The 21,456-nt window shown below is 60.2% G+C and carries 16 protein-coding genes and 2 tRNA genes; 8 read left to right on the top strand and 10 right to left on the bottom strand.

The genetic code is table 11. From position 1 onward, the window contains the following. Window positions 1–4: 4 nt before the first annotated feature. The gene (locus ACP7CJ_RS09200; RefSeq protein WP_276194679.1) at window positions 5–1,204 is read right to left on the bottom strand and encodes a CaiB/BaiF CoA transferase family protein; all 1,200 of its coding nucleotides are present in this window, start codon (window positions 1,202–1,204) and stop codon (window positions 5–7) included. Window positions 1,205–1,352: 148 nt separating this feature from the next. Between ACP7CJ_RS09200 and ACP7CJ_RS09195 the strand changes: the two genes are divergently transcribed. Then, window positions 1,353–1,895 (top strand): YaeQ family protein, encoded by a 543-nt coding sequence (locus ACP7CJ_RS09195; protein ID WP_276194678.1) that lies wholly within the window; start codon window positions 1,353–1,355, stop codon window positions 1,893–1,895. Between the two features lie 57 nt (window positions 1,896–1,952). Next, window positions 1,953–3,662, top strand: coding sequence for a single-stranded-DNA-specific exonuclease RecJ (gene recJ, locus ACP7CJ_RS09190; protein ID WP_426100159.1), 1,710 nt, complete (start codon window positions 1,953–1,955; stop codon window positions 3,660–3,662). A 138-nt stretch (window positions 3,663–3,800) separates the two neighbouring features. Here the strand turns inward: recJ and ACP7CJ_RS09185 are convergent, their stop codons facing one another. The 4 genes from ACP7CJ_RS09185 to ACP7CJ_RS09170 all read right to left on the bottom strand — a co-directional run bounded on the left by ACP7CJ_RS09185 (window position 3,801) and on the right by ACP7CJ_RS09170 (window position 8,338). Further along, entirely contained in the window at window positions 3,801–5,081 is a 1,281-nt protein-coding gene (locus ACP7CJ_RS09185) for a virulence factor family protein (RefSeq protein WP_276194676.1), read from the bottom strand. Further along, window positions 5,081–7,723, bottom strand: a complete 2,643-nt coding sequence (mprF, locus tag ACP7CJ_RS09180) for a bifunctional lysylphosphatidylglycerol flippase/synthetase MprF (RefSeq protein WP_276194675.1) — start codon at window positions 7,721–7,723, stop codon at window positions 5,081–5,083. Before mprF ends, ACP7CJ_RS09185 begins: the two co-directional genes overlap by 1 nt. Before the next feature lie 267 nt (window positions 7,724–7,990). Then, window positions 7,991–8,067, bottom strand: a tRNA-Met gene (locus ACP7CJ_RS09175). 194 nt (window positions 8,068–8,261) lie between these two features. Beyond that, window positions 8,262–8,338: transfer RNA gene (locus ACP7CJ_RS09170), tRNA-Met, on the bottom strand. A 281-nt stretch (window positions 8,339–8,619) separates the two neighbouring features. Here ACP7CJ_RS09170 and dinB point away from each other — a divergent pair. Then, window positions 8,620–9,678: a DNA polymerase IV gene (gene dinB / locus ACP7CJ_RS09165; RefSeq protein ID WP_276194674.1), complete on the top strand. Its 1,059-nt coding sequence runs from the start codon at window positions 8,620–8,622 to the stop codon at window positions 9,676–9,678. Between the two features lie 68 nt (window positions 9,679–9,746). Here dinB and ACP7CJ_RS09160 read toward each other — a convergent pair whose 3' ends face one another. From ACP7CJ_RS09160 to ACP7CJ_RS09145, 4 genes are all read right to left on the bottom strand, one after another. Then, the gene (locus ACP7CJ_RS09160; RefSeq protein ID WP_276194673.1) at window positions 9,747–10,700 is read right to left on the bottom strand and encodes a hypothetical protein; all 954 of its coding nucleotides are present in this window, start codon (window positions 10,698–10,700) and stop codon (window positions 9,747–9,749) included. A gap of 20 nt (window positions 10,701–10,720) precedes the next feature. Next, window positions 10,721–12,436, bottom strand: a complete 1,716-nt coding sequence (locus ACP7CJ_RS09155) for a proline--tRNA ligase (protein WP_276194672.1) — start codon at window positions 12,434–12,436, stop codon at window positions 10,721–10,723. A 207-nt stretch (window positions 12,437–12,643) separates the two neighbouring features. Next, window positions 12,644–14,176 carry an AmpG family muropeptide MFS transporter gene (locus ACP7CJ_RS09150; protein ID WP_276194671.1) on the bottom strand — a complete coding sequence of 511 codons (1,533 nt, stop codon included), beginning with the start codon at window positions 14,174–14,176 and terminating at the stop codon, window positions 12,644–12,646. A 43-nt stretch (window positions 14,177–14,219) separates the two neighbouring features. Beyond that, window positions 14,220–14,534 carry an MGMT family protein gene (locus ACP7CJ_RS09145; RefSeq protein WP_276197994.1) on the bottom strand — a complete coding sequence of 105 codons (315 nt, stop codon included), beginning with the start codon at window positions 14,532–14,534 and terminating at the stop codon, window positions 14,220–14,222. A 191-nt stretch (window positions 14,535–14,725) separates the two neighbouring features. Here ACP7CJ_RS09145 and ACP7CJ_RS09140 point away from each other — a divergent pair, with 191 nt between their 5' ends. The 5 genes from ACP7CJ_RS09140 (at window position 14,726) to groL (ending at window position 19,350) form a co-directional block, all read left to right on the top strand. Then, window positions 14,726–15,733 (top strand): DUF481 domain-containing protein, encoded by a 1,008-nt coding sequence (locus ACP7CJ_RS09140; protein ID WP_276194670.1) that lies wholly within the window; start codon window positions 14,726–14,728, stop codon window positions 15,731–15,733. Window positions 15,734–15,834: 101 nt separating this feature from the next. Beyond that, the gene (locus ACP7CJ_RS09135; RefSeq protein WP_426100158.1) at window positions 15,835–16,566 is read left to right on the top strand and encodes a HugZ family protein; all 732 of its coding nucleotides are present in this window, start codon (window positions 15,835–15,837) and stop codon (window positions 16,564–16,566) included. 67 nt (window positions 16,567–16,633) lie between these two features. Next, window positions 16,634–17,110 (top strand): FxsA family protein, encoded by a 477-nt coding sequence (locus tag ACP7CJ_RS09130; RefSeq protein ID WP_426100157.1) that lies wholly within the window; start codon window positions 16,634–16,636, stop codon window positions 17,108–17,110. A gap of 247 nt (window positions 17,111–17,357) precedes the next feature. Beyond that, complete coding sequence (locus tag ACP7CJ_RS09125; protein WP_094953007.1) at window positions 17,358–17,654, top strand: co-chaperone GroES; 297 nt, start codon at window positions 17,358–17,360, stop codon at window positions 17,652–17,654. Window positions 17,655–17,703: 49 nt separating this feature from the next. After that, window positions 17,704–19,350 carry a chaperonin GroEL gene (gene groL, locus ACP7CJ_RS09120; protein ID WP_247399719.1) on the top strand — a complete coding sequence of 549 codons (1,647 nt, stop codon included), beginning with the start codon at window positions 17,704–17,706 and terminating at the stop codon, window positions 19,348–19,350. Window positions 19,351–19,466: 116 nt separating this feature from the next. On the opposite strand, the gene ACP7CJ_RS09115 is transcribed toward groL, so the two are convergent. After that, entirely contained in the window at window positions 19,467–21,416 is a 1,950-nt protein-coding gene (locus ACP7CJ_RS09115; protein ID WP_276194668.1) for an LTA synthase family protein, read from the bottom strand. Between the last annotated feature and the right edge of the window lie 40 nt (window positions 21,417–21,456).

Below are 21,456 nucleotides of genomic sequence, written 5' to 3'. Positions count from 1 at the left end.
ACCATCAGATCGCTCCTTGCTCACGCAAGCGGATGATGGCAGCCGCGTCATAGCCCAATTCTCCCAGTACTACGCCGTTGTGTTCACCCAGTTGCGGCCCCACCCACTCACAACTGCCCGGCGTGTCGGAGAGCTTGGGCACGATACCTGGCATCTTGAAGGCCTTGCCGTCGGGCAGTTGCGCGTTGAGGAACATTTCCCGCGCCAGAAATTGCGGATCCCCGAGCATGTCTTCGGCGCTGTAGATGCGGCTGGCTGGCACCTCAGCCTTGTTGAGCTGCTCAATCACGTGTTCCAGCGATAGCGAATTGACCCAGCGATCAATCACGCCATACAGCTCGTCGCGGCGCTCGTCACGCCCGTCATTACTGGCCAATTGCGGGTCGTTGGCCAAATCTTCGCGGCCGATGGCGGACATGAAGCGTTTGAAGATCGCATCGCCATTTGCGCCGATCTGCACATGCTTGCCGTCCGCGCTGGTGTGGATCGAGGATGGTGTGATGCCGGGCATGATGTTGCCGGTGCGCTCGCGAATGAACCCGAACACATCGAACTCCGGGATCATGCTTTCCATCATGGCGAAGATGGCTTCATACAGTGCCACATCAACCACCTGGCCCAGCCCGCCGTTGACCTCGCGGTGTCGCAACGCCATCAGCGCGCCGATCACCGCCCACAGGGCGGCAATGGAGTCGCCGATGGAAATACCGGTGCGCACCGGCGGGCGGTCTTCAAAACCGGTGATGTAACGCAGCCCGCCCATCGATTCGCCTACCGCGCCAAACCCCGGCTGATCTTTCATCGGCCCGGTCTGGCCAAAGCCCGAGAGGCGCACCATCACCAGTTTCGGGTTCAGCGCATGTAAGGTGTCCCAGCTCAGGCCGAGCTTTTCCAGGACGCCAGGGCGGAAGTTTTCGATCAGGATGTCGGCGTCCGCCAGCAACTGCTTGAGGATCGCCAGGCCGTCCGGGTGCTTGAGGTTCAGCGTCAGTGATTTTTTGTTGCGCGCCTGCACGAACCACCACAGCGAGGTGCCTTCGTACAGCTTGCGCCATTTGCGCAGCGGGTCGCCGCCGTCCGGGGATTCGACCTTGATCACTTCGGCGCCAAACTCGGCGCAAATGCGTGAGGCGAACGGGCCGGCGATCAGGGTGCCGAGTTCGATGACCTTCAGGCCGGCAAGCGGTTTGGCGTTAAACGACATGAGGAACCTTTCATACGCAGCACAGTGGTGTGATGCCTTTTAACATAGCCGAGGGGGGCAGGGATAAGGATGATGCAGCGCAGCATTCGTTGAATCGCCTCGCCATCGGTTAGACTGCCAGCCTTTTCCTGTCTCTAGAAGTCCGTTCATGGCCCAGCCGTCCACGACCTACAAATTCGAACTCAACCTCACCGACCTCGATCGCTCGGTGTACGAGAGCGTCAAACAGACCATCGCCCGCCACCCTTCGGAAACCGAAGAACGCATGACCGTGCGTCTGCTGGCCTATGCCCTTTGGTACAACGAGCAACTGTCGTTCGGCCGTGGCCTGTCAGATGTAGACGAGCCAGCCCTGTGGGAAAAAAGTCTGGATGATCGGGTTTTGCACTGGATCGAAGTCGGCCAGCCCGATGCCGACCGCCTGACCTGGTGCTCGCGTCGCACCGAACGCACCAGTCTGTTGGCTTACGGCAGCCTGCGCGTGTGGGAAGGCAAAGTGGTTCCGGTGGCGAAAAACCTGAAAAACGTACACATCGCTGCCGTACCGCAAGAGGTCCTCGAGACCTTGGCCAAGGACATGCCCCGCGTGATCAAGTGGGACGTGATGATCAGCGAAGGCACGATCTTCGTCACCGACGACCGCGGCCAGCATGAAGTGCAACTGCAATGGCTGGTCGGCGAGCGCGATTGAGCTAGCGCTTGAAGCCTGCCGCTAATATTTCCCCTACAGAGAATTCCCCAGCGTCCCATGCGTATCGATCCCCGCCCGTTACCTGCTGTCCTGCCGTTTCTCGGTGAACTGCCACCGCTGTTGACCCGCCTCTACGCCGCGCGCGGGGTACAGACGGAGGCCGAACTGGACAAGAGCCTGGCGCGGTTGATCCCTTATCAACAACTCAAGGGCATCGACGCGGCGGTAGACCTGCTGGTGACGGCCTTGGAGCAACGCCAGCGCATCCTTATCGTCGGCGACTTCGACGCCGATGGCGCCACAGCCAGTACGGTGGGCACTCTGGGCCTGCGCTTGCTCGGTGCGGCCCATGTCGATTACCTGGTGCCCAACCGCTTTGAGTACGGCTACGGCCTGACGCCGGAAATCGTCGCCGTGGCCCTGCAGCGCGAGCCGCAGTTGCTGATCACCGTGGATAACGGCATCTCCAGCGTCGAAGGCGTGGCGGCAGCGAAGGCGGCGGGGCTCAAAGTGCTGGTGACCGACCACCACTTGCCGGGGGATGAATTGCCGGCGGCGGACGCTATCGTCAACCCCAACCAGCCGGGCTGTGAGTTTCCCAGCAAGGCGTTGGCTGGGGTCGGGGTGATTTTTTATGTCTTGATGGCCCTGCGTGCGCGTTTGCGCAGTTTGGGCTGGTACGCGAACAAACAGCAGCCGAACCTCGGCGAGTTGCTCGACCTCGTCGCCCTGGGCAGCGTCGCCGATGTGGTGCCGTTGGATGCCAACAACCGCATTCTGGTCCACCAGGGCCTGGAGCGCATCCGCGCCGGTCGCGCGCGGCCGGGGATCAAGGCGATCCTCGAAGTGGCCAAGCGTGACCATGCGCGCATCACGTCCACCGACCTCGGTTTTATCCTCGGGCCACGGCTCAATGCCGCCGGGCGCCTGGACGATATGAGCCTGGGCATTGAATGCCTGCTCACCACGGATTTCGCCGCCGCACGGGAAATGGCCGCGCAACTGGACGGCATGAACCAGGACCGCAAATCCATCGAACAAGGCATGCAACGCGAAGCCCTGGCCCAGCTCAAGGACTTGCCGCTGGAGTCGATGCCGTATGGCTTGTGCCTGTTCGACCCGGAGTGGCACCAAGGCGTGATCGGGATTCTGGCGTCGCGCATGAAAGAACGCTATTTCCGTCCGACCATCGCCTTTGCCGACGCCGGTGATGGCCTGCTCAAGGGTTCAGGCCGCTCTGTGCAGGGCTTTCACATCCGGGATGCGCTGGCGGTGGTGGCAAGCCAGCATCCCAACCTGATCAGCAAATACGGCGGCCACGCCATGGCGGCCGGCCTGACATTGCCCGAGGCGAACTTCCCCCTGTTTGCCGAAGCCTTTGATGCCGAAGTGCGTCGGCAACTGCGCGAAGAAGACTTGACCGGGCGGCTGTTGTCGGACGGCACCCTGGCGGTGGAAGAGTTTCACCTGGAGTTGGCGCGCGCGCTGCGGCATGCCGGCCCATGGGGGCAGCACTTCCCCGAGCCGTTGTTTCATGGGGTGTTTCAGCTGGTAGAGCAGCGTGTGGTGGGGGAGCGGCACCTGAAAATGGTGCTCAAGAGCGAATGCGGGTCAGTGAAACTCGACGGTATTGCGTTTGGGGTGGACCGTGAGGTCTGGCCGAACCCGGCCGTGCGTTGGGTGGAGTTGGCCTACAAGCTCGACGTGAACGAGTTCCGTGGCCAGGAAACCGTGCAGTTGATGATTGCGCATATCGAACCGCGCTAGGCGCTAACCAACACCGCAAACCAATGTGGGAGGGGGCTTGCTCCCGATAGCTGAGTGTCAGATCAATGATCTTATGACTGACCCATCGCTATCGGGAGCAAGCCCCCTCCCACATTGGGTTTTGCGTACAGCGTAGGATTACTCGGTCTTGGCCTGGTGCTTGACGATGATATCCACCAGGCGCTTGGCCAGCGCCGGGTAGTTCTCGTCGAAGTGGTGCCCGCCTGGTAGTTTTATCGCTTCGCCCACGGCGGTCTTGTCGGTGCAGCCGCTCTCGTCGACCTCTTCGGCACCGTAGATGCAGACCACCTTGTCCGCCGGTAGCTTGGCCATTTCAGGGCCGGTCGCGGCTTCTTTGCCGGCATTGCCCAGCCATCCTTCTACTTCGATTTCAAAGCTGCCGGTGCGCGCAAACGCCAGCAGGATGATCGCGTCGACGCGTTGCTGCTCGTTTTCCGGCATACGGTTGTAGATGGCCGGCAATACGTCGGCACCGAACGAATAACCGGTCAGCACAAAGCGCTTGGTGCCCCATTTCTGCCGATAGTGCTGCATCAGCTCGCTGAGGTCCTTGGCGCTTTGCTCCGGGGTCTTGTGCTGCCAGTAGTAGCGCAGGGTGTCGATGCCTACGACCGGGTAGCCGATCTTGGCCATTTCACCGGCTACGTCGCGGTCGAGGTCACGCCAGCCGCCGTCACCGGAGAGGAACAGGGTCACGGTGTCCTTGGCCTGGCCGGCGGGGACTTCCACGACCGGAATCGCCAGGCCGCCGTTGTCCGAACCCACCAGTTGCTTGCGCAGTTCGTTATTCAGCACTTGCGGGTAGTGAATGTCGTAGTCGCTGATGCTGGTGGTGGCGCGAGGGGTGTCGCGCACGAAACTGGCGCTTTCATCGTCAGGGTTGTCGTTCCATGCCACCAGCCAATTGCCATGGGCGGCGGTCTTTGGCAGAGGGTCTTTACAGCCTTCCTGTACCAGGGCGAAGCCGACGGAGATCGCATTTGCCTTGTCGTCGTTCTGTGTAGCCAGCCAGCGCCAGGCGAGGGCGGCGCCAGGGCCGATGCCGCTGACCAGGGTAGCGGGGCCCTTGAGCTGGCTCAGGGCGCCTTGCAGTGCCTGTTGCTGCAGCGTGCAGTCATCCTTGGGCAGGATCACCTGGACGATCTGCGCCTTGCCGCCCTGGCTCAGGGCAATCAGTTGGCTGTCAGTCAGGGTCTCGTCGGCCATTACCGCCACGGCCACGCGGGCTTTCGGGGTGCCAGCGGGGGTTACGCGGGTCATCACCGAGCCATCTGCCTGGGGCAACTGCTCCAGAGTCGGCTGCGGGGCAGGGCGGTTCCAGTACCAATAGCCTCCACCCAGCGCCACGGCGAGCACCACCACAAAAGCCAATACATACCGCCAGGAGCGTCGAATCATCAGCGTTTCACCAATCCAGTCAAGCCGCCCGCGATCAGGGCGGCGGTATCGGCCAGTGCCACCAGCGGATCAAGTCCTGCGGGCACGGCCATGTAACGGGGTTCCCAGTCAGGCTGGAACTTGTCTTTGAAACGGCGCAAACCTTGGAAGTTATAGAGTTGCTCGCCGCGACGGAACACCATCGAGCCCAGGCGTTGGGTCAGCGGCGCGCCACGGCGAGGTTGCAGGCCAGACAATGGCACCATGCCGAGGCTGAAGCGAGCATAACCATGATTCTTATAGTGTTGAATCAGGCCGACCATCATGAATTCCATGGTCAGCTTAGGCGCATCGGGGTGGGCGCGCATCAGGTCGAGGCTGGCCAGGTCGTGGTTGTAGGTCTCGAGCAGGTTGGCGAAGGCAACCGGGTGTCCTTCGAAGCGAATGATCGCGATGCGAAAGTGCTTGAGGTAGTCGTCGCTGAAACGTCCCAGGGAAAAGCCCTTTTCCCGCACGTTCTTGCCGGTCAGCCAGGCGTCGGAAATGACCTTGAGTTCGTCCATCGGCGCTGTGCCCGGTTCGTGGATTTCCAGGGACAAGCCGTCCCGGGTTCCACGGTTCCAGGTGTAGCGCAAATCCTTCATCTCTTTGCCCTTGGCTTCCAGGTCAAAGCGTTTCAAGTCGACGCGGGCTTCTTCGCCCAGCTTGATCGCGGTCAGGCCGATGTCCATGTAGTACGGCAGGTTTTCCGCGCGTACCTGGTAGAACACCGGGCGCGCATGGTGGATGTCGCACAGGTCGCGGAACTGCCAGATCATCTCGGCACGGGGTTGGGTCGGGCCGATCGGGTCGTACAAGGCCACCAGGCTGCGCCCGCGACGGGCGTACATCAGGAAGGCTTCATCTTTGGGGTGGAACAGCAGCGCCTTGTCGCCGGTCAGCGCCAGGCCGCCGTCGGGTTGCGATGAGGCCATCAGGATCTTGGTGGCGCGTTCCATTTCTTCCGGAGTCGGCAGGTGGATCACCGGGCGCGCGGTACGCAGCAGCCAGGTCAGCGACACGATCACCAGCAGCACCGCCGCCCCCAGCAGCGAGCGCAGGCCGCGTGGGGCGTTGGCGTCGAGGGTGAACTGCCACCACAATTGGTGGCTATACGGTACGTCTTGATAGGCAAACAGCAGCAGCCAGATAGACGCTCCCAGCACGCACACACTGGCCACCAGGTACAGCGGCGAGAACGGCAATTCGGTCAAGCGGCTGGCGCGGTAAAAGGAGCGGCGGAAGATCGCCAGCAACACCGCAGTCATGGTCATCAGGCTGGCTTCTTCCCAGTCGAAGCCCTTGAGCAGTGAGAGCAGGGCGCCGGTCAACAGCAGCACCATGGTCAACATCCAGGCTGCCGATAAGCGTCGACGCAGACCCTGGGCCAACAACAGGCACAACACGCCGATCAGGCTCGCGCCAAAGTGCGAGGCGTCAATCAGGCGGTGGGGAATCAGGAAGCCGATGTTTTCCAGGCGTGAGTCGATCTCTGGCGTAGCGCCGGAAAACAGCAGGACCACGCCGGACAAAAAAACCAGTACGGCCAGTACCGGCGCTGCGAAGCCTGAAGCCACGCGCAAACTCTGCTGGGTCTGGAACAGCCGCTGGGCTTCATTGACCAACAGGAACACACAGGCGATCAGCAGCGGCAGCACCACATAGATCATGCGATACAGCAGCAGGGCAGCGGCCAATGGCGCGGCACCGAGTTTGTCGGCAAAGGCTGCGAGCAGGATCGCCTCGAACACCCCGACGCCACCCGGCACATGGCTGAGTACGCCGGCGGCCAGCGCCAACAGGTACACCAGCAGGAACGGGCCGAAGGGTGGCGCTTCCGGTAGCAGCAAATAAAGGACGGTGGCGGCAGCGGCGACGTCCAGCGCTGTGATGATCAGTTGCAGGAACGTCAGGCGCCGACCGGGCAGGCGCAGTGTGCGGCGGCCAACCTTGACCAGCAGGTTGTCCGGGTAGGGTTGTTCTGGCAGGCGCCGGCGATAAATACCGATGCACAGCGCGGCCGACAACAGCAACACGGCACCGGAGATAGCGCCGAGCAAGCCTTGCGACACATGCAAGGCGGCGGACGCGGCGGGCAAGTTGCTCAAGGTGGCCAATGCAGCCAGCGGTGGCAGGGCGCAGCCCAGGGCGAGGCTGGCGAACACGGTCATGCGGGCGACTTCCGAAGCCCCGATGCCATGACGCGCATATAAACGGTAACGCACCGAACCGCCCGAGAGCATCGACAGGCCAATGGCGTTGCCGATGGCAAAGGCGGTAAAGCCGCCGAGGGCGAGGGTCTTGGCGGGCAGTTTCACCCCGGCATAGCGCGCGCCGGAAAACTCATAGCCCAATAGAATGATGAAACCGCCGATGGCGGCAGCTAACGCGCCCAGCAATGCCGGCTTGGGCACTTCCAGGATCGAGTCGTGGAGGGCGTAGAGATCCAGTTCCAGCAGCAGGTGTCGGCAGGCGATCAGGGCGATTGCGAACAGCAGCAGCGTCACGGCCAGCCCAATGGGTTGCCGATACTTGCTTAACAGATCCAGCCAGCGCAAACGGGTGGGAGTGATCGGTTGTGTCGCTGTGACGGAGTCTTGTGGTTCAGACGAGTTGGCGCGCATCAATCACCTCGTGGATTGTGCGCGACAGGATGGGGGTATCCAGCCAAGTTACCAATCCCTATGGACAAAATAATTACAAATATTAACGCGGATCGCCGGATGCGGCGACTGCGGCCATTGGTCGTAGAAGGATTAAGCATGGCGTGCGATGAAATGGACTCCACGAACCGTCTACGGTTTCATGAAAGATGCCATGCCATTGTTTCAGAAGAGCTTTTTTATCAGATACAAAAAAGGCCACTCTTTCGAGTAGCCTTTTTTGATGTTTGGTTGCGGGAGCCGGATTTGAACCGACGACCTTCGGGTTATGAGCCCGACGAGCTACCAGACTGCTCCATCCCGCGTCTGTGGGCGGCATTCTACAGCCAAGTGGCGGGGTGTCAACCGTTAATGGGCCGATAGGTCAAATAAGTGTGAATGAGCGCGTATTTGTCCGCTGCGAGCGGTAAGTGCGCGATGGGGAAAGATTTTTTGTCCGACAATCAAAAACGAGCACGCACAAAAAAGGCCACTCTTTCGAGTAGCCTTTTTTGATGTTTGGTTGCGGGAGCCGGATTTGAACCGACGACCTTCGGGTTATGAGCCCGACGAGCTACCAGACTGCTCCATCCCGCGTCTGTGTGTCGGCATTCTACAGCGGAACGCAGGGGTGTCAACCTATGAATCGAAGAAAAGCGCTTGTGGTTCAATCGCTTACCTCTCCATCACGGTTGTTGAAATGGCTACGGGCCAGTCGGGCCGAGGCTTTCAGCTCTATTGGTAGGCTGATTTCGATTGAGAAAATAAATCTACCTGGGCTATTTCCTACCGCTTGCGCGGAAGATTCAAACTACTGGTGCTATATACAGGTGTGAGTGCGATACTGGCCGCCCGTTGGATTGCACTCCCTTCTATATATGACGCAGCGCAAAATCATCCATGTCGACTGTGATTGCTTCTACGCCGCCATCGAGATGCGCGATAACCCGAGCCTGGCGCAAAAGCCCCTGGCGGTGGGCGGTTCGGCGGATCGGCGCGGCGTGATTGCCACCTGTAACTACGAAGCGCGGGCCTACGGGGTTCGTTCGGCCATGTCGTCGCGTCATGCCTTGAAGCTCTGCCCGGACCTGACCATCGTCAAGCCGCGCATGGATGCCTATAAAGAAGCGTCGAAAGAAATCCAGAGCATCTTTCGCGACTACACCGACCTGATCGAGCCGCTCTCCCTGGATGAGGCCTACCTGGATGTTTCCGACAGCCCGCATTTTGGCGGCAGCGCCACGCGTATCGCCCAGGACATCCGGCGCCGGGTCTCCAATCAATTGCACATCACCGTGTCCGCCGGTGTGGCGCCCAACAAGTTTTTGGCCAAGATCGCCAGTGACTGGAAGAAACCCAACGGCTTGTTTGTGATCACGCCGGACCAGGTCGAAGACTTTGTTTCGATACTGCCGGTAAAAAAACTGCACGGCGTGGGCAAGGTGACCGCCGACAAGCTGGGGCGCATGGGGATCGAAGACTGCCTGCAATTGCGCGAATGGAACAAGCTGGCGCTGGTGCGCGAATTCGGCAGTTTTGGCGAGCGGCTGTGGAGTCTGGCCCGTGGGATAGATGACCGCGTGGTGCAGAACGACAATCGCCGGCAATCGATCAGTGTGGAAAACACCTACGATGAGGATCTACCGGATCTCTCAAGTTGTCTGGCGAAACTGCCCGAGCTGATGGAAACCCTGGCTGGGCGTATAGCGCGCATCGACAGCAGCTACCGCGCGGGTAAGCCGTTCGTCAAAGTGAAGTTTCATGACTTTACCCAGACCACCCTGGAGCAGGCGGGGGCAGGGCGGGACCTGGAGAGTTATCAACAACTGATGACCCAGGCGTTCAATCGCGGTGGCAAGCCGGTGCGATTGCTGGGGATTGGCGTGCGGTTGCTCGACTTGAGCAGCGGTAACGAACAGCTCGAGCTCTCGTGGTAGAACCCGGAAACAAAAATGTGGGGAGGGGCAAGCCCTTCCCACATTAGCCCTTTAGTGCTTCTGAGGGCTCAGCGCGCGCCAGGATCTGCGACGAGTCTCCCCGCATCCTTGGTCAGCGCTTGCAGGAACTCCTGCTGTAACTCTGGATCATTGCGGGTCAGTTCGATCAGGCTCTGTTCCAGTTCACTGGCTTCTTCCTCCAGGCCCAGCTCCGACAGACGCTTGACGCGGTGTACCCACTGGCTGACTTCGTCGTCTTCCAAGTCGTCGTAGATCAGTCTGTGGGCTTCCAGCAACTTGCCGCGCAGTGTGTTGCTCACGGCCAGGGTCGAGTCCGAATGCACGTCGTCCTGGCTATCTTCCACGCTGATCTTCAAGGTGCTGATGCGGTTCAGATCCTGCTCGGCGAACGGGCTGTCCAACAGGTTCAGGCGCAGTACGCCGTTGCGGTCGGTGGTCAGTTCATGCTCTTGCTTGCCGGCGGTGACCTGTACCGGGCGCTCGCTCCAGGGCAGGCTCGAATACTCCACACGCTTGTCGCGCTGGACTTCATCGATACCCGCCAGGTTCTGTTGCGCACGCCCATGGGATTGCACGTTCATGAACGGGTTGAGGCCGTCGATGCCGTAGCTCAGCCAATCGTGCGTCATGCTGGTCGGCAGGTTGCCGAGGGCGAAGATATTCGCAACGTTGGCGCCCGCGCCTGCCACCAAAGCGACCGCGCCCAGCGGCAGCTCATAGAGTTTGCGCCAGGGCTGGTAGGGGGTGTAGCGGTCATAACGACGGGTGACTTCGAATTCGGTGACCTCGAAGGTCTTTTGCTCGTGAATGCGAACCCGGCGTTGCGGCAGCTCCAGCACTTTGGGTTCGCCTACATCGATCTGCAGGCTGTGGTCGAGCAATTTACGCTCGACCCGCTCCTCGTGCTCACTGCGTTGCGACATCTGGTTGGCGCAGCCGCTGACCAGCAGGGCACCGCACAAGGCGGCGCCCCCCAGGGCTCTGGTGTTTCGCTTGAACATGACTTCTCTTGATCTGGTTTTCAGCGACGAATACGCGCCTGAAGGAAAGACAGCACGTCAGCCACCGGCAACGGTTGGGCTTCGGCTTCGGTCCGGCTCTTGTATTCCAGATTGCCATCGGCCAGGCCACGGTCGCTGACCACGATCCGGTGCGGGATGCCAATCAGTTCCATGTCGGCGAACTTGATGCCTGGGCTGGTTTTCTTGTCGCGGTCATCCAGCAGCACTTCAAAACCGGCGGCCGTCAGTTCGGCATACAGTTTGTCGGTGGCTTCACGGACCTGCTCGGTTTCATAGCGCAGCGGCACCAGGGCGACCTGGAACGGCGCCAGGGCGTCACTCCAGATAATGCCTTTCTCGTCGTTGTTCTGCTCGATGGCAGCGGCAACCACGCGCGATACGCCAATGCCGTAGCAACCCATTTCCAGGGTGATCGGCTTGCCGTTTTCGCCCAGCACTTCGCACTTCATCGCCTTGCTGTACTTGTTGCCCAACTGGAAGATGTGCCCGACTTCAATGCCGCGCTTGATTTCCAGGGTGCCCTTGCCATCCGGGCTTGGGTCACCGGCGACCACGTTACGCAGGTCGGCCACGGTCGGCACCGGCAAGTCGCGTTCCCAGTTCACGCCGAAGTAGTGCTTGTCGTCGATGTTCGCGCCTATACCGAAGTCGCTCATCAGCTCGACCGAACGGTCGATGATGATCGGCAGCGGCAGGTTCAGCGGGCCCAGGGAGCCGGCACCGGCGCCAATGGCGTCGCGCAATTCGGCATCGGAGGCCATGACCAGCGGGCTGGCCACGCCAGGTTGCTGGGCCGCCTTGATCTCGTTGAGTTCGTGGTCGCCACGGATCACCAGGGCGATCAGCTTGCCGGCTTCCTCGGCGTGAACGATCAGGGTCTTGATGGTCTTTTCAATCGGCAGATTGAATTTTTCCACCAGGGCCGCGATGGTCTTGGTGTCCGGGGTGTCCACCAGGCGCAGCTCTTCAGCCGGCGCTGGGCGGGAGGTTTCCCGTGGCACGGCTTCGGCTTTCTCGATGTTCGCCGCGTAGTCGGAACCGTTGCTGAACACGATATCGTCTTCGCCGGATTCGGCCAGTACGTGGAATTCGTGGGAGCCGGCGCCGCCGATGGAACCGTTGTCCGCTTCAACCGGGCGGAATTTCAGGCCCAGGCGCGTGAACACGTTGCAGTAGGCGGTATGCATGCGGTCGTAGGTGATCTGCAAGGACGCCTGGTCGGGGTGGAACGAATACGCATCCTTCATGATGAACTCGCGGCCGCGCATCAAGCCGAAGCGTGGACGGATCTCATCACGGAACTTGGTCTGGATCTGATACAGGTTGAGGGGCAGCTGTTTGTAGCTGCTCAACTCATTGCGCATCAGGTCGGTGATGACTTCTTCGTGGGTCGGGCCGGCGCAGAAGTCGCGGCCATGACGGTCCTTGAAACGCAGCAATTCCGGGCCGTACTCTTCCCAGCGCCCGGATTCCTGCCACAGCTCAGCCGGTTGGGTGCTCGGCATCAACACTTCCAGAGAACCGGCAGCGTTCATTTCTTCGCGAACGATTGCTTCAACCTTGCGCATCACCTTCAAGCCCATGGGCAACCAGGTGTACAGGCCGGAAGCCAGCTTGCGGATCATACCGGCGCGCAGCATCAGCTGATGGCTGATCACAACCGCGTCGGAAGGCGTTTCTTTCAGTGTGGCGAGCAAATATTGACTGGTACGCATGGTAGGCCGTTGTCGGTTGCTTGGACTTGAAGTGACTTGGGATTGTACGGGCGCTGGCTGCTGGAGTACAGGCATCAGAATGCAGAGGGGGGTTGGGAGGGGGCTTGCCCCCGATGCAGGCAACTCGGTGCTTCAGTCACACCGCGATGATCCTATCGGGAGCAAGTCGAATCGTCGCACCGCCCCTCTCACATTGAACGAGTTGTTTCAGTCTTCTGCCGGCGGGTTCAAGCGAATCCGCCGGTTTTCCTGGAACCAATGCAGCGCAATCAGCAGCAACGTCGGCACGCCCAGCACGCAGGTGATCAGGAAGAAGTTGTGATAGCCGAACTTCTCCACCATCACCCCCGAATACCCGCCGATCAGGCGCGGCAGCAACAGCATGATCGAGCTGAGCAGCGCGTATTGGGTGGCGGAGAACTTGAGGTTGGTCAGGCTCGACAGGTAGGCGACAAACGCCGAAGTGGCGAGGCCTGAGCTGAAGTTGTCCAGGGAGATGGTGAAGATCAGCATCTGCAGGTCCGGGCCCATGTCGGCGAGCATCACGAACAGCAGGTTGGTGGCGGCCGAGGCGATGCCGCCGATGAACAGGATCGGCAGGATGCCGAAGCGCACGATCAACAGGCCGCCCATACCGGCGCCGACCAGGGTCATGATCAGGCCGAAGATCTTGCTGACCCCGGCGATCTGGTCCTTGGTAAAGCCCTGGTCGATATAGAACACGTTGGCCATCACGCCCATCACCGTATCGGACATGCGATAGGTGGCGATCAGCCCAAGTAGCAGCAACGCCTGCCAGCGGTAGCGCAGGATGAAGTCGTTGACCGGCGTCAGCACCGGCGCCAGGCCTCGGCGGCCCATGGCCGACAGGCACAGCGCAGTCAGGGTGATATAGAGGATCGCGCGCAGGAACGCGCGGTCTTCCATCAACAGTTCCCACAGGCTTACGCCGTGGAACAGCACGCTGGCGAAGTCGGTGTTGTACAACTGGGTGAACATCGCCGGCACCGACACCAACAGCACAATCAGTACAAACACCGACACCAATTGGTGCATGAAGCTGTAGCGCCCCGCCTGCAACTGAGTCCGCAGTGGCACATTGGGCTCGCGCATAAACAGGGTGGTCAGCAGCGCCGGAATCATCAGTGCGCCGAACAGCACATAGGTGCCGGTCCACGCCGAATGTTTATAGTTGAAACCGGTAGAGCCAAAACCTTCGGCAAAAAACAGCGCGCCAGCCGTGGCCAGCAGGGCGGCGATGCGATAGCCGGACATGTAGCTGGCGGCCAGGGCAGCCTGGCGGCTGTCATCGGCGATTTCCAGGCGATAGGCATCAACCGCAATATCCTGGGTAGCCGAAGCGAAGGCGACGATCACCGCGATAGCGATCAGCCAGGACAAGTGTTTTTGCGGGTCGCAGAAACCCATGCCGATCAATCCGAGGATCACCAGCGATTGGGCCAGTACCAGCCAGGAGCGACGACGTCCGAGTTTGCCGAGCAGCGGCAGGCGCCATTGATCGAGCAGTGGCGACCACACCCATTTGAAGGCATACGCCAAACCGATCAGGCTCGCATAGCCGATGGTCTCGCGGGCCACACCGGCCTCACGCAACCAGACCGAAAGCGTCGAGAACACCAACATGTAAGGCAAGCCGGCGGCAAAGCCGAGCAACAACAGCACTAACGTCGAGGGGCTGGCATAGGCGGCGAGCGCGGCGCGCCAGGTTTTACGGGGCATGGGCTGGAGTCTGCCTCAGATTCACGGAAACAAAGCGCGCACTCTAACCGCTGTGCTCTACCGGGCGCCAGCCATGACGCTGAATATCCACGCGGTTGTTCAGGATAGCGACACCTTCGTCGCGTAAACGCGCACGTTGTTCGTCGCCTGAGGCGCTGCCCACCGGCAGGCTTATCCGACCACCGGCGCCCAGCACGCGGTGCCAGGGCAAGCGCGTGTCTTCGGGCAGTTGGCTCAGCGTGCGCCCGACCCAGCGCGCCGCGCGCCCAAGCCCGGCGAGGTGCGCCAGTTCGCCATAACTCACCACGCAGCCTTTGGGGACTTGCGCCAGCGTCAGGTACAGCGCGGTGCGGCGCATCTCGGCAGGGCTTTGCGGGGCTTCGGCGGGTGGTTTCACGGTGGATATATCCGTTCAGAGCGTCGTTTTTTTGTAAGAAACGTCTGTAAATATGCAGATGAGAACTGAACTCAACACAATTCCTTGAGTCAGTCCTTGCTATCTAACACGATAACGCCCCTTTTTCGCCAACCCTGAGCCCCTATCTGCTTATGTTGTCCAGAACCTTGCTGTGCCTTGCTGTTTTCAGCGCCTCCACCCCCTTGCTCGCCGATACGGTCTGGTTAAAGAACGGCGACCGTCTGACCGGCAAGATCAAGGTCTTCGACGGTGGCAAGTTGCTGATCCAGACCGACTATGCTGGGGCTATCCCGGTGGACTGGAAACAGGTGAAAACCCTGGAAAGCGATCAGGAATTGCTGGTCAAGCAGGATGCCTACACCGGAGAGAAAGCCAAATCCTTGCAGGCGGCGGACGATGGCAAAGTGGTGCTGGCCAATGGCGAGGCGCCCAAGACGGTGGAATTGGCCAGCATCCAGCAGATCATCAAGCCCAAGCCGGTGATCGAAGACCTGGTGTGGAAAGGCAACGTCGACATGGCGCTGGACTACAAGCGCGCCGAGAAAGACACCAACGACTACGACATCGACTTCAAGACTTCCGCCCGCCATGGCCAATGGCGCCACACCGGGCAGGGCGAGTACAACCGCGAATTCCAGGACGACGTCACCACCACCGACAACTGGTCCCTGGAATATGACCTCGACCGGTTCATCACCGAGCACTGGTTCTGGCAGGGTCGCCTGACCTACAAGCGCGACAGGGTGGAAGACCTGTCCCGCCAGCGCACGGTCGGCACTGGCCCGGGCTACCAGTTCTGGGACGATGAGCTCGGCGCATTCTCCCTGGGTTCGCTGGTTAACCGCACCGATTACGAATATTCCGACGGCGGCAAGGACAACTTCTATTCCTTGGCCATGAAGTGGGACTACAACCGCTACCTGATCGGCAAGAAGGTTGAGTTTTTCACCTCCGGCGAATTGGGCAAGCCTATCGGCGGGCCGGCCGAATACGCCCTCGAAGCGCAAATGGGCCTGCGCTACAAGGTCACCGAGTGGGCGTCGCTCAATCTCAAGGCCGAGCGTGACGTGATCAGTGGCGACTCGGAAAGCAGCTTGAGCAAGACCCGCTACACCGCAGGGTTTGGCGTGGCCTGGTAATCGGCCTCAAGCTCGCTGGCAACCTGCGCGGTTATTGATTACCTTGGCTTGAGATCCATTCCCATACGCCATGGGCGACTGAATTCCCGAGGAGTCATACGTTGAGCGCGCACGTTGCCAAAAACGCCCGAGAGCTGTTGCTCAAGGAATACCGTGGGGCTCTCTCCACATTGTCCAAAGCCATGCCCGGCTTTCCCTTCGGTTCGGTCGTGCCGTACTGTCTGGACGAGCAGGGTCGGCCGCTGATCCTGATCAGCCGGATTGCCCAACACACCCATAACCTGCAGAAAGACCCCAAGTGTTCGTTGCTGGTCGGCGAGCGTGAAGCGGATGATGTGCAGGCGGTCGGGCGCCTGACTTACCTGGCCGAGGCCGAGCAATTGCCCGACGTCGCCGCGATTGAAGCGGCGGCCGAGCGCTATTACCGCTACTTCCCCGAATCGGCTAACTATCACAAGGCCCACGATTTCGACTTCTGGGTGCTCAAGCCGGTACGTCACCGCTATATCGGCGGCTTTGGCGCGATTCACTGGCTTGACCGGTTGACCCTGGGCAACCCGTTCGCCGGCCCGACCGAGCGCAGCATGGTCGAGCACATGAACGCGGACCACGCCAAGGCCATCGCCCATTACGTCGAGTTGGCCGGCTTGCCCACCCATGAACCGGCGCAATTGGCCGGGATCGACAGTGAAGGCATGCACCTGCGCATAGGCCATGCGCTGCACTGGTTGCCGTTCGCCGAGTCTTGCAACACGTCGACACAAGTACGCGAGGCTCTGGTTTCATTGGCTCATGCTGCGGTCTGGCCGAAAAAAAGCGCGGCTGAAGCTTGAATTCACGAAATGGCGACGTCATCTAAGGTGGACTGGCAAGGCAATCTTGCGTTGAGGAAACCATTTGATGCGCCCTTTTTTATTGCTCTTTCTACTGTTCCCGGTGTTGGAGCTGTTCGTATTCGTAAAAGTCAGCGGTGCGATCGGGTTTTTCCCGGCGCTGCTGCTGATCATTCTCGGCTCGATGCTCGGCGTTCTGGTGCTGCGCGTCGCCGGTCTGGCCACGGCGTTGCGTGCCCGTGAAAGCCTGAATCGTGGTGAATTGCCGGCACAAACCATGCTCGAAGGCCTGATGATGGCCCTGGCCGGAGGCCTGTTGATCCTGCCGGGCTTTATCAGCGATGTGCTCGGCCTGGTCATGTTGCTGCCCTTCACCCGCAAGCTGTTGGCGGGCAAAATGCGCCAGCGTGCCGAAGAGGCTGCGATTCGCCAGCGCGCGTTCGCAGACGACCTGCAACCCCGTGGCGGCCCGGCTCCGCGCCAGCCGTTGGGACGCGAAGGTGATGTGATCGAAGGTGAGTTCGAGCATCGCGACAGTCAATAACTGCGTCACTGGCACGGCACCTTCGGGTGCCGTGTTGTTTTTATGGGCTGGCAGACGCAAAAAAATTCATCCCCCGCCCCTTGTAATATGCTTATGCGCCCTTATGTAACGGTCACCGCAAGGTTTCTGGTGGCGACACCAGACAGACTTCCGCGTCTTGCTTGGCGAGGCGCGACCGGCACCGCCGGAATACAACTTGCCGGTATTGACACCGGCCGATGAAAAACACAATTAGGAGAGATCGACAATGAGCAAGCTTCGTCCTCTGCACGACCGCGTCGTAATCCGTCGCAGCGAAGAAGAAAAGAAAACCGCTGGCGGTATCGTTCTGCCAGGTTCGGCTGCTGAAAAGGCCAACCACGGTGTGATCATCGCTGCTGGCCCAGGCAAGGCTCTGGAAAACGGTGAAGTACGTGCGCTGGCTGTGAAAGTGGGTGACAAGGTTGTTTTCGGCCCTTACTCCGGCAGCAACACCGTGAAAGTCGACGGCGAAGACCTGCTGGTAATGAGCGAGAACGAAATTCTCGCCGTTCTGGAAGACTGATTCCCCGCTCATTTTCCCGTTACTACAAAGTATTTAAGGAATATCGATCATGGCTGCTAAAGAAGTTAAATTCGGCGATTCCGCCCGCAAGAAAATGCTCACAGGTGTCAACATCCTGGCTGACGCAGTAAAAGCGACCCTGGGCCCGAAAGGCCGTAACGTGATCATCGAGAAGAGCTTCGGCGCTCCGACCATCACCAAGGACGGCGTTTCCGTAGCCAAAGAAATCGAACTGGAAGACCGTTTCGAAAACATGGGCGCGCAGCTGGTCAAAGACGTTGCCTCCCGTGCCAACGATGACGCAGGCGACGGCACCACCACCGCCACCGTTCTGGCTCAGGCAATCGTCAACGAAGGCTACAAAGCCGTCGCTGCCGGCATGAACCCGATGGACCTCAAGCGCGGCATCGACAAGGCGACCATCGCCATCGTCGCTGAGCTGAAAAACCTGTCCAAGCCATGCGCTGACACCAAGGCTATCGCTCAGGTAGGCACCATCTCCGCCAACTCCGACAACTCCATCGGCGACATCATTGCCGAAGCCATGGAAAAAGTCGGTAAAGAAGGCGTGATCACTGTTGAAGAAGGCACCGGCCTGGAAAACGAACTGTCGGTTGTAGAAGGCATGCAGTTCGACCGTGGCTACCTGTCCCCGTACTTCGTCAACAAGCCGGAAACCATGGTTGCCGAGCTGGAAAACCCGCTGATCCTGCTGGTCGACAAAAAGATCTCCAACATCCGCGAAATGCTGCCGGTGCTGGAAGCTGTTGCCAAAGCCGGTCGCCCACTGCTGATCGTTTCCGAAGACGTTGAAGGCGAAGCCCTGGCGACTCTGGTTGTGAACAACATGCGTGGCATCGTCAAAGTTGCAGCCGTCAAGGCTCCAGGCTTCGGCGACCGTCGCAAGGCCATGCTGCAGGACATCGCCGTTCTGACCGGCGGTACCGTTATCTCCGAAGAGATCGGCCTGAGCCTGGAAAGCGCCACCCTGGAAAACCTGGGTAGCGCCAAGCGTGTGACCATCTCCAAGGAAAACACCATCGTCGTCGACGGTGCTGGCGTAGAGGCCGACATTCAGGCGCGCATCACTCAGATCCGTGCCCAGGTTGCCGAAACTTCCTCGGACTACGACCGTGAAAAACTGCAAGAGCGTCTGGCCAAGCTGTCCGGCGGCGTTGCAGTGATCAAGGTTGGCGCTGGTTCCGAAGTTGAAATGAAAGAGAAGAAAGCCCGCGTTGAAGACGCCCTGCATGCAACCCGTGCGGCCGTTGAAGAAGGCGTGGTACCTGGCGGTGGCGTTGCGCTGATCCGTGCTCTGGAAGCCCTGACCAACCTGACCGGCGACAATGCTGACCAGAACGTCGGTATCGCTGTACTGCGTCGTGCTGTTGAAGCACCGCTGCGTCAGATCGCTGCCAACTCCGGCGACGAGCCAAGCGTTGTGGTCAACGAAGTCAAGAACGGCAAAGGTAACTACGGTTACAACGCTGCGACTGGCGAGTACGGCGACATGATCGAAATGGGCATCCTGGACCCTACCAAGGTGACTCGTTCCGCGCTGCAAGCAGCTTCCTCCATCGGCGGTCTGATCCTGACCACCGAAGCGGCGATCGCTGATGCACCGAAGAAAGACGGCTCGGCTGGCGGCGGTATGCCAGACATGGGCGGCATGGGTGGCATGGGCGGCATGATGTAAGCCAGCCTTACCCGGCGACTGAAAAACCCCGCCTGCAGCGATGCAGGCGGGGTTTTTTTATGCGGGTGTGTAAACCTATAAAGAAGTCCCGTACTTGGCAGTACGGGACGTTTTGCTTAGCGCGTGCTCACTGCCGGGGCCTCTTCCTTGGGGACCCTCCAGCTCAGCAGTTGTTGTTTGAAACCATAACTGGCGGCCTGGTAGTAGGTGATCGCCCGCAGGATCAGCGGGTCATCGCTGCCGACCCGCAATTCCTGGCTCTCACCCAGCGCCTCGTCGTGGCGGCGCAGGCCCTGGCGTGGGCTGAGAATCGCCAGGTCTTTGCCGTCGAATAACCCCAGGTGCTGGTAGTTGCCGACTACGACCCGAGGGGGCAATGGGTTGTCCTGCAACAGGTCGCGGCCAAAGAAGGTCGATTCATAGTTCAGGTTGATCAGGCCCAGCAGGGTCGGCGCCAGGTCGATCTGGCTGGCCAGTTGTGCCGATTCCCGTGCGTCGATCAGCTTGGGCGCATAGATGAACAGTGGAATCTGATAGTTGGCAATGGGCAGGTCTTCCTTGCCCGCACTGCCGGCAGTGTGGTCGGCGACGAAGACGAAGATGGTGTTATCGAACCAGGGTTTCTGCCGCGCCGCTTCCAGGAATTGGCCGATGGCATGATCGGTGTACTTCACCGCACCGTCGCGGCCATTGCCGGATTTGATATCGATGCGCCCGTCCGGGTAGGTGTAAGGGCGATGGTTGGACGTGGTCATCAGTTGCAGCAAAAACGGCTGCTGTTTGGCGTAGTCCGCATCGGCCAGCTTCAGGGTCTGTTTGTACAGATCCTCGTCAGCCATACCCCAGGCGTTCTTGAACGAGATTTCTGCCTCGGGCACGCTGCTCTGGTCCACGACGCGATAACCGTTGCCGCTGAAGAACGCATTCATGTTGTCGAAATAACCACGCCCGCCATACACAAACACGCTGTCGTAACCGATGGCCGTGAGTTGTTGCCCCAGGCTCGCGAAGCCGCTTTCCCGGCCAATACGTTTGACGATAGAGCGTCCCGGCGTCGGTGGGATTGCCAGGGTGATCGCCTCCAGGCCACGGTCGGTGCGGGTACCGGTGGCGTAGAAGTTATTGAAGTACAGGCTTTGTTGACGCAAGACGTCGAGATTCGGCGTGAGGTTGCGCCCGTCGCCATTGCTGCCCATGTATTTGGCGCTGAAACTTTCGATGGTCACCAGCACGATATTGGGTTTGCGCAGGGGGCCCGGGTGGGTAATGGCGCGGCGGATATCCAGCGGGTCCTGGCCGATAAAGCGCGCATTGGGCTCGCTGAGTTCGGCGCGCAACTGCTTGGCCACGACGTCGGTCGGCAGGCTCTTGTAGAACTGTGAGTAGTCCAGTTCGTTGTTACGGAAGGCGGCGAAAAACTGATACGGGCCATTGCTCGCCAGTTCGTTCTTGTAGGCGTTGCCGCCTTGCGCGCGCGGGCTGTCCTGGCTGATCAACTGCAGGCTCAGACCCCCGACGACCAACAGTGCCAAGGCATTCAACAGGCGGCCGCGCATGGGCGGCAGCGGAGCATTCATTGCGGCATTGAACGGCTTGCGCAAAGCCAGGCTCAACACGATGGCCAGCATCGCCAGCAAACTGAGCAACTTGCCGATGGGGTAGGATTCCAGCAGGTTGTTCAGGACTTCATCGGAGTACACCAGGTAGTCGACGGCGATAAAGTTGAAGCGCACGCCGAATTCGTCCCAGAACAGCCATTCGGCCACCGAGGTGAACAGCATTGCGAACAGGCTGACGGTGAGCACCGCCTGCAGGAACCAGCGATGGCCACGGCGGCGCCACAGCGCGGGCGGACACAGCAACAGGTACAGCCCCAGAGGCAGGGCGGCATAGGCGAGAAAACCGAGGTCATACAGCAGACCCACGCCAAATACCGGCAGCAGATTGCCGCCGACTTCATCCAGGTGCGTAACCAGCAATACGCTGCGGGTAAGCAGGAAAATAGCCAGCCAGGCACCCGTTACCAACAGCAAATAGCGCATCGGCGCTGTTTTGAGAAACCCCATGTCCCGCTTCCTTATATCAATGGGTGCGATCTTCGCCCTG

This window comes from Pseudomonas sp. PSPC3-2 (assembly GCF_049897085.1).
Taxonomy (GTDB): Bacteria; Pseudomonadota; Gammaproteobacteria; order Pseudomonadales; family Pseudomonadaceae; genus Aquipseudomonas; species Aquipseudomonas paraveronii.
This window is presented reverse-complemented; position numbering and strand designations above follow the sequence as displayed.

What these genes read in the sequence shown, in the direction of transcription:
- ACP7CJ_RS09200 (WP_276194679.1), bottom strand. Translation starts at nt 1,204, where the DNA reads ATGTCGTTTAACGCCAAACCGCTTGCCGGCCTGAAGGTCATCGAACTC.
- ACP7CJ_RS09195 (WP_276194678.1), top strand. Translation starts at nt 1,353, where the DNA reads ATGGCCCAGCCGTCCACGACCTACAAATTCGAACTCAACCTCACCGAC.
- recJ (WP_426100159.1), top strand. Translation starts at nt 1,953, where the DNA reads ATGCGTATCGATCCCCGCCCGTTACCTGCTGTCCTGCCGTTTCTCGGT.
- ACP7CJ_RS09185 (WP_276194676.1), bottom strand. Translation starts at nt 5,081, where the DNA reads ATGATTCGACGCTCCTGGCGGTATGTATTGGCTTTTGTGGTGGTGCTC.
- mprF (WP_276194675.1), bottom strand. Translation starts at nt 7,723, where the DNA reads ATGCGCGCCAACTCGTCTGAACCACAAGACTCCGTCACAGCGACACAA.
- dinB (WP_276194674.1), top strand. Translation starts at nt 8,620, where the DNA reads ATGACGCAGCGCAAAATCATCCATGTCGACTGTGATTGCTTCTACGCC.
- ACP7CJ_RS09160 (WP_276194673.1), bottom strand. Translation starts at nt 10,700, where the DNA reads ATGTTCAAGCGAAACACCAGAGCCCTGGGGGGCGCCGCCTTGTGCGGT.
- ACP7CJ_RS09155 (WP_276194672.1), bottom strand. Translation starts at nt 12,436, where the DNA reads ATGCGTACCAGTCAATATTTGCTCGCCACACTGAAAGAAACGCCTTCC.
- ACP7CJ_RS09150 (WP_276194671.1), bottom strand. Translation starts at nt 14,176, where the DNA reads ATGCCCCGTAAAACCTGGCGCGCCGCGCTCGCCGCCTATGCCAGCCCC.
- ACP7CJ_RS09145 (WP_276197994.1), bottom strand. Translation starts at nt 14,534, where the DNA reads ATGCGCCGCACCGCGCTGTACCTGACGCTGGCGCAAGTCCCCAAAGGC.
- ACP7CJ_RS09140 (WP_276194670.1), top strand. Translation starts at nt 14,726, where the DNA reads ATGTTGTCCAGAACCTTGCTGTGCCTTGCTGTTTTCAGCGCCTCCACC.
- ACP7CJ_RS09130 (WP_426100157.1), top strand. Translation starts at nt 16,634, where the DNA reads ATGCGCCCTTTTTTATTGCTCTTTCTACTGTTCCCGGTGTTGGAGCTG.
- ACP7CJ_RS09125 (WP_094953007.1), top strand. Translation starts at nt 17,358, where the DNA reads ATGAGCAAGCTTCGTCCTCTGCACGACCGCGTCGTAATCCGTCGCAGC.
- groL (WP_247399719.1), top strand. Translation starts at nt 17,704, where the DNA reads ATGGCTGCTAAAGAAGTTAAATTCGGCGATTCCGCCCGCAAGAAAATG.
- ACP7CJ_RS09115 (WP_276194668.1), bottom strand. Translation starts at nt 21,416, where the DNA reads ATGGGGTTTCTCAAAACAGCGCCGATGCGCTATTTGCTGTTGGTAACG.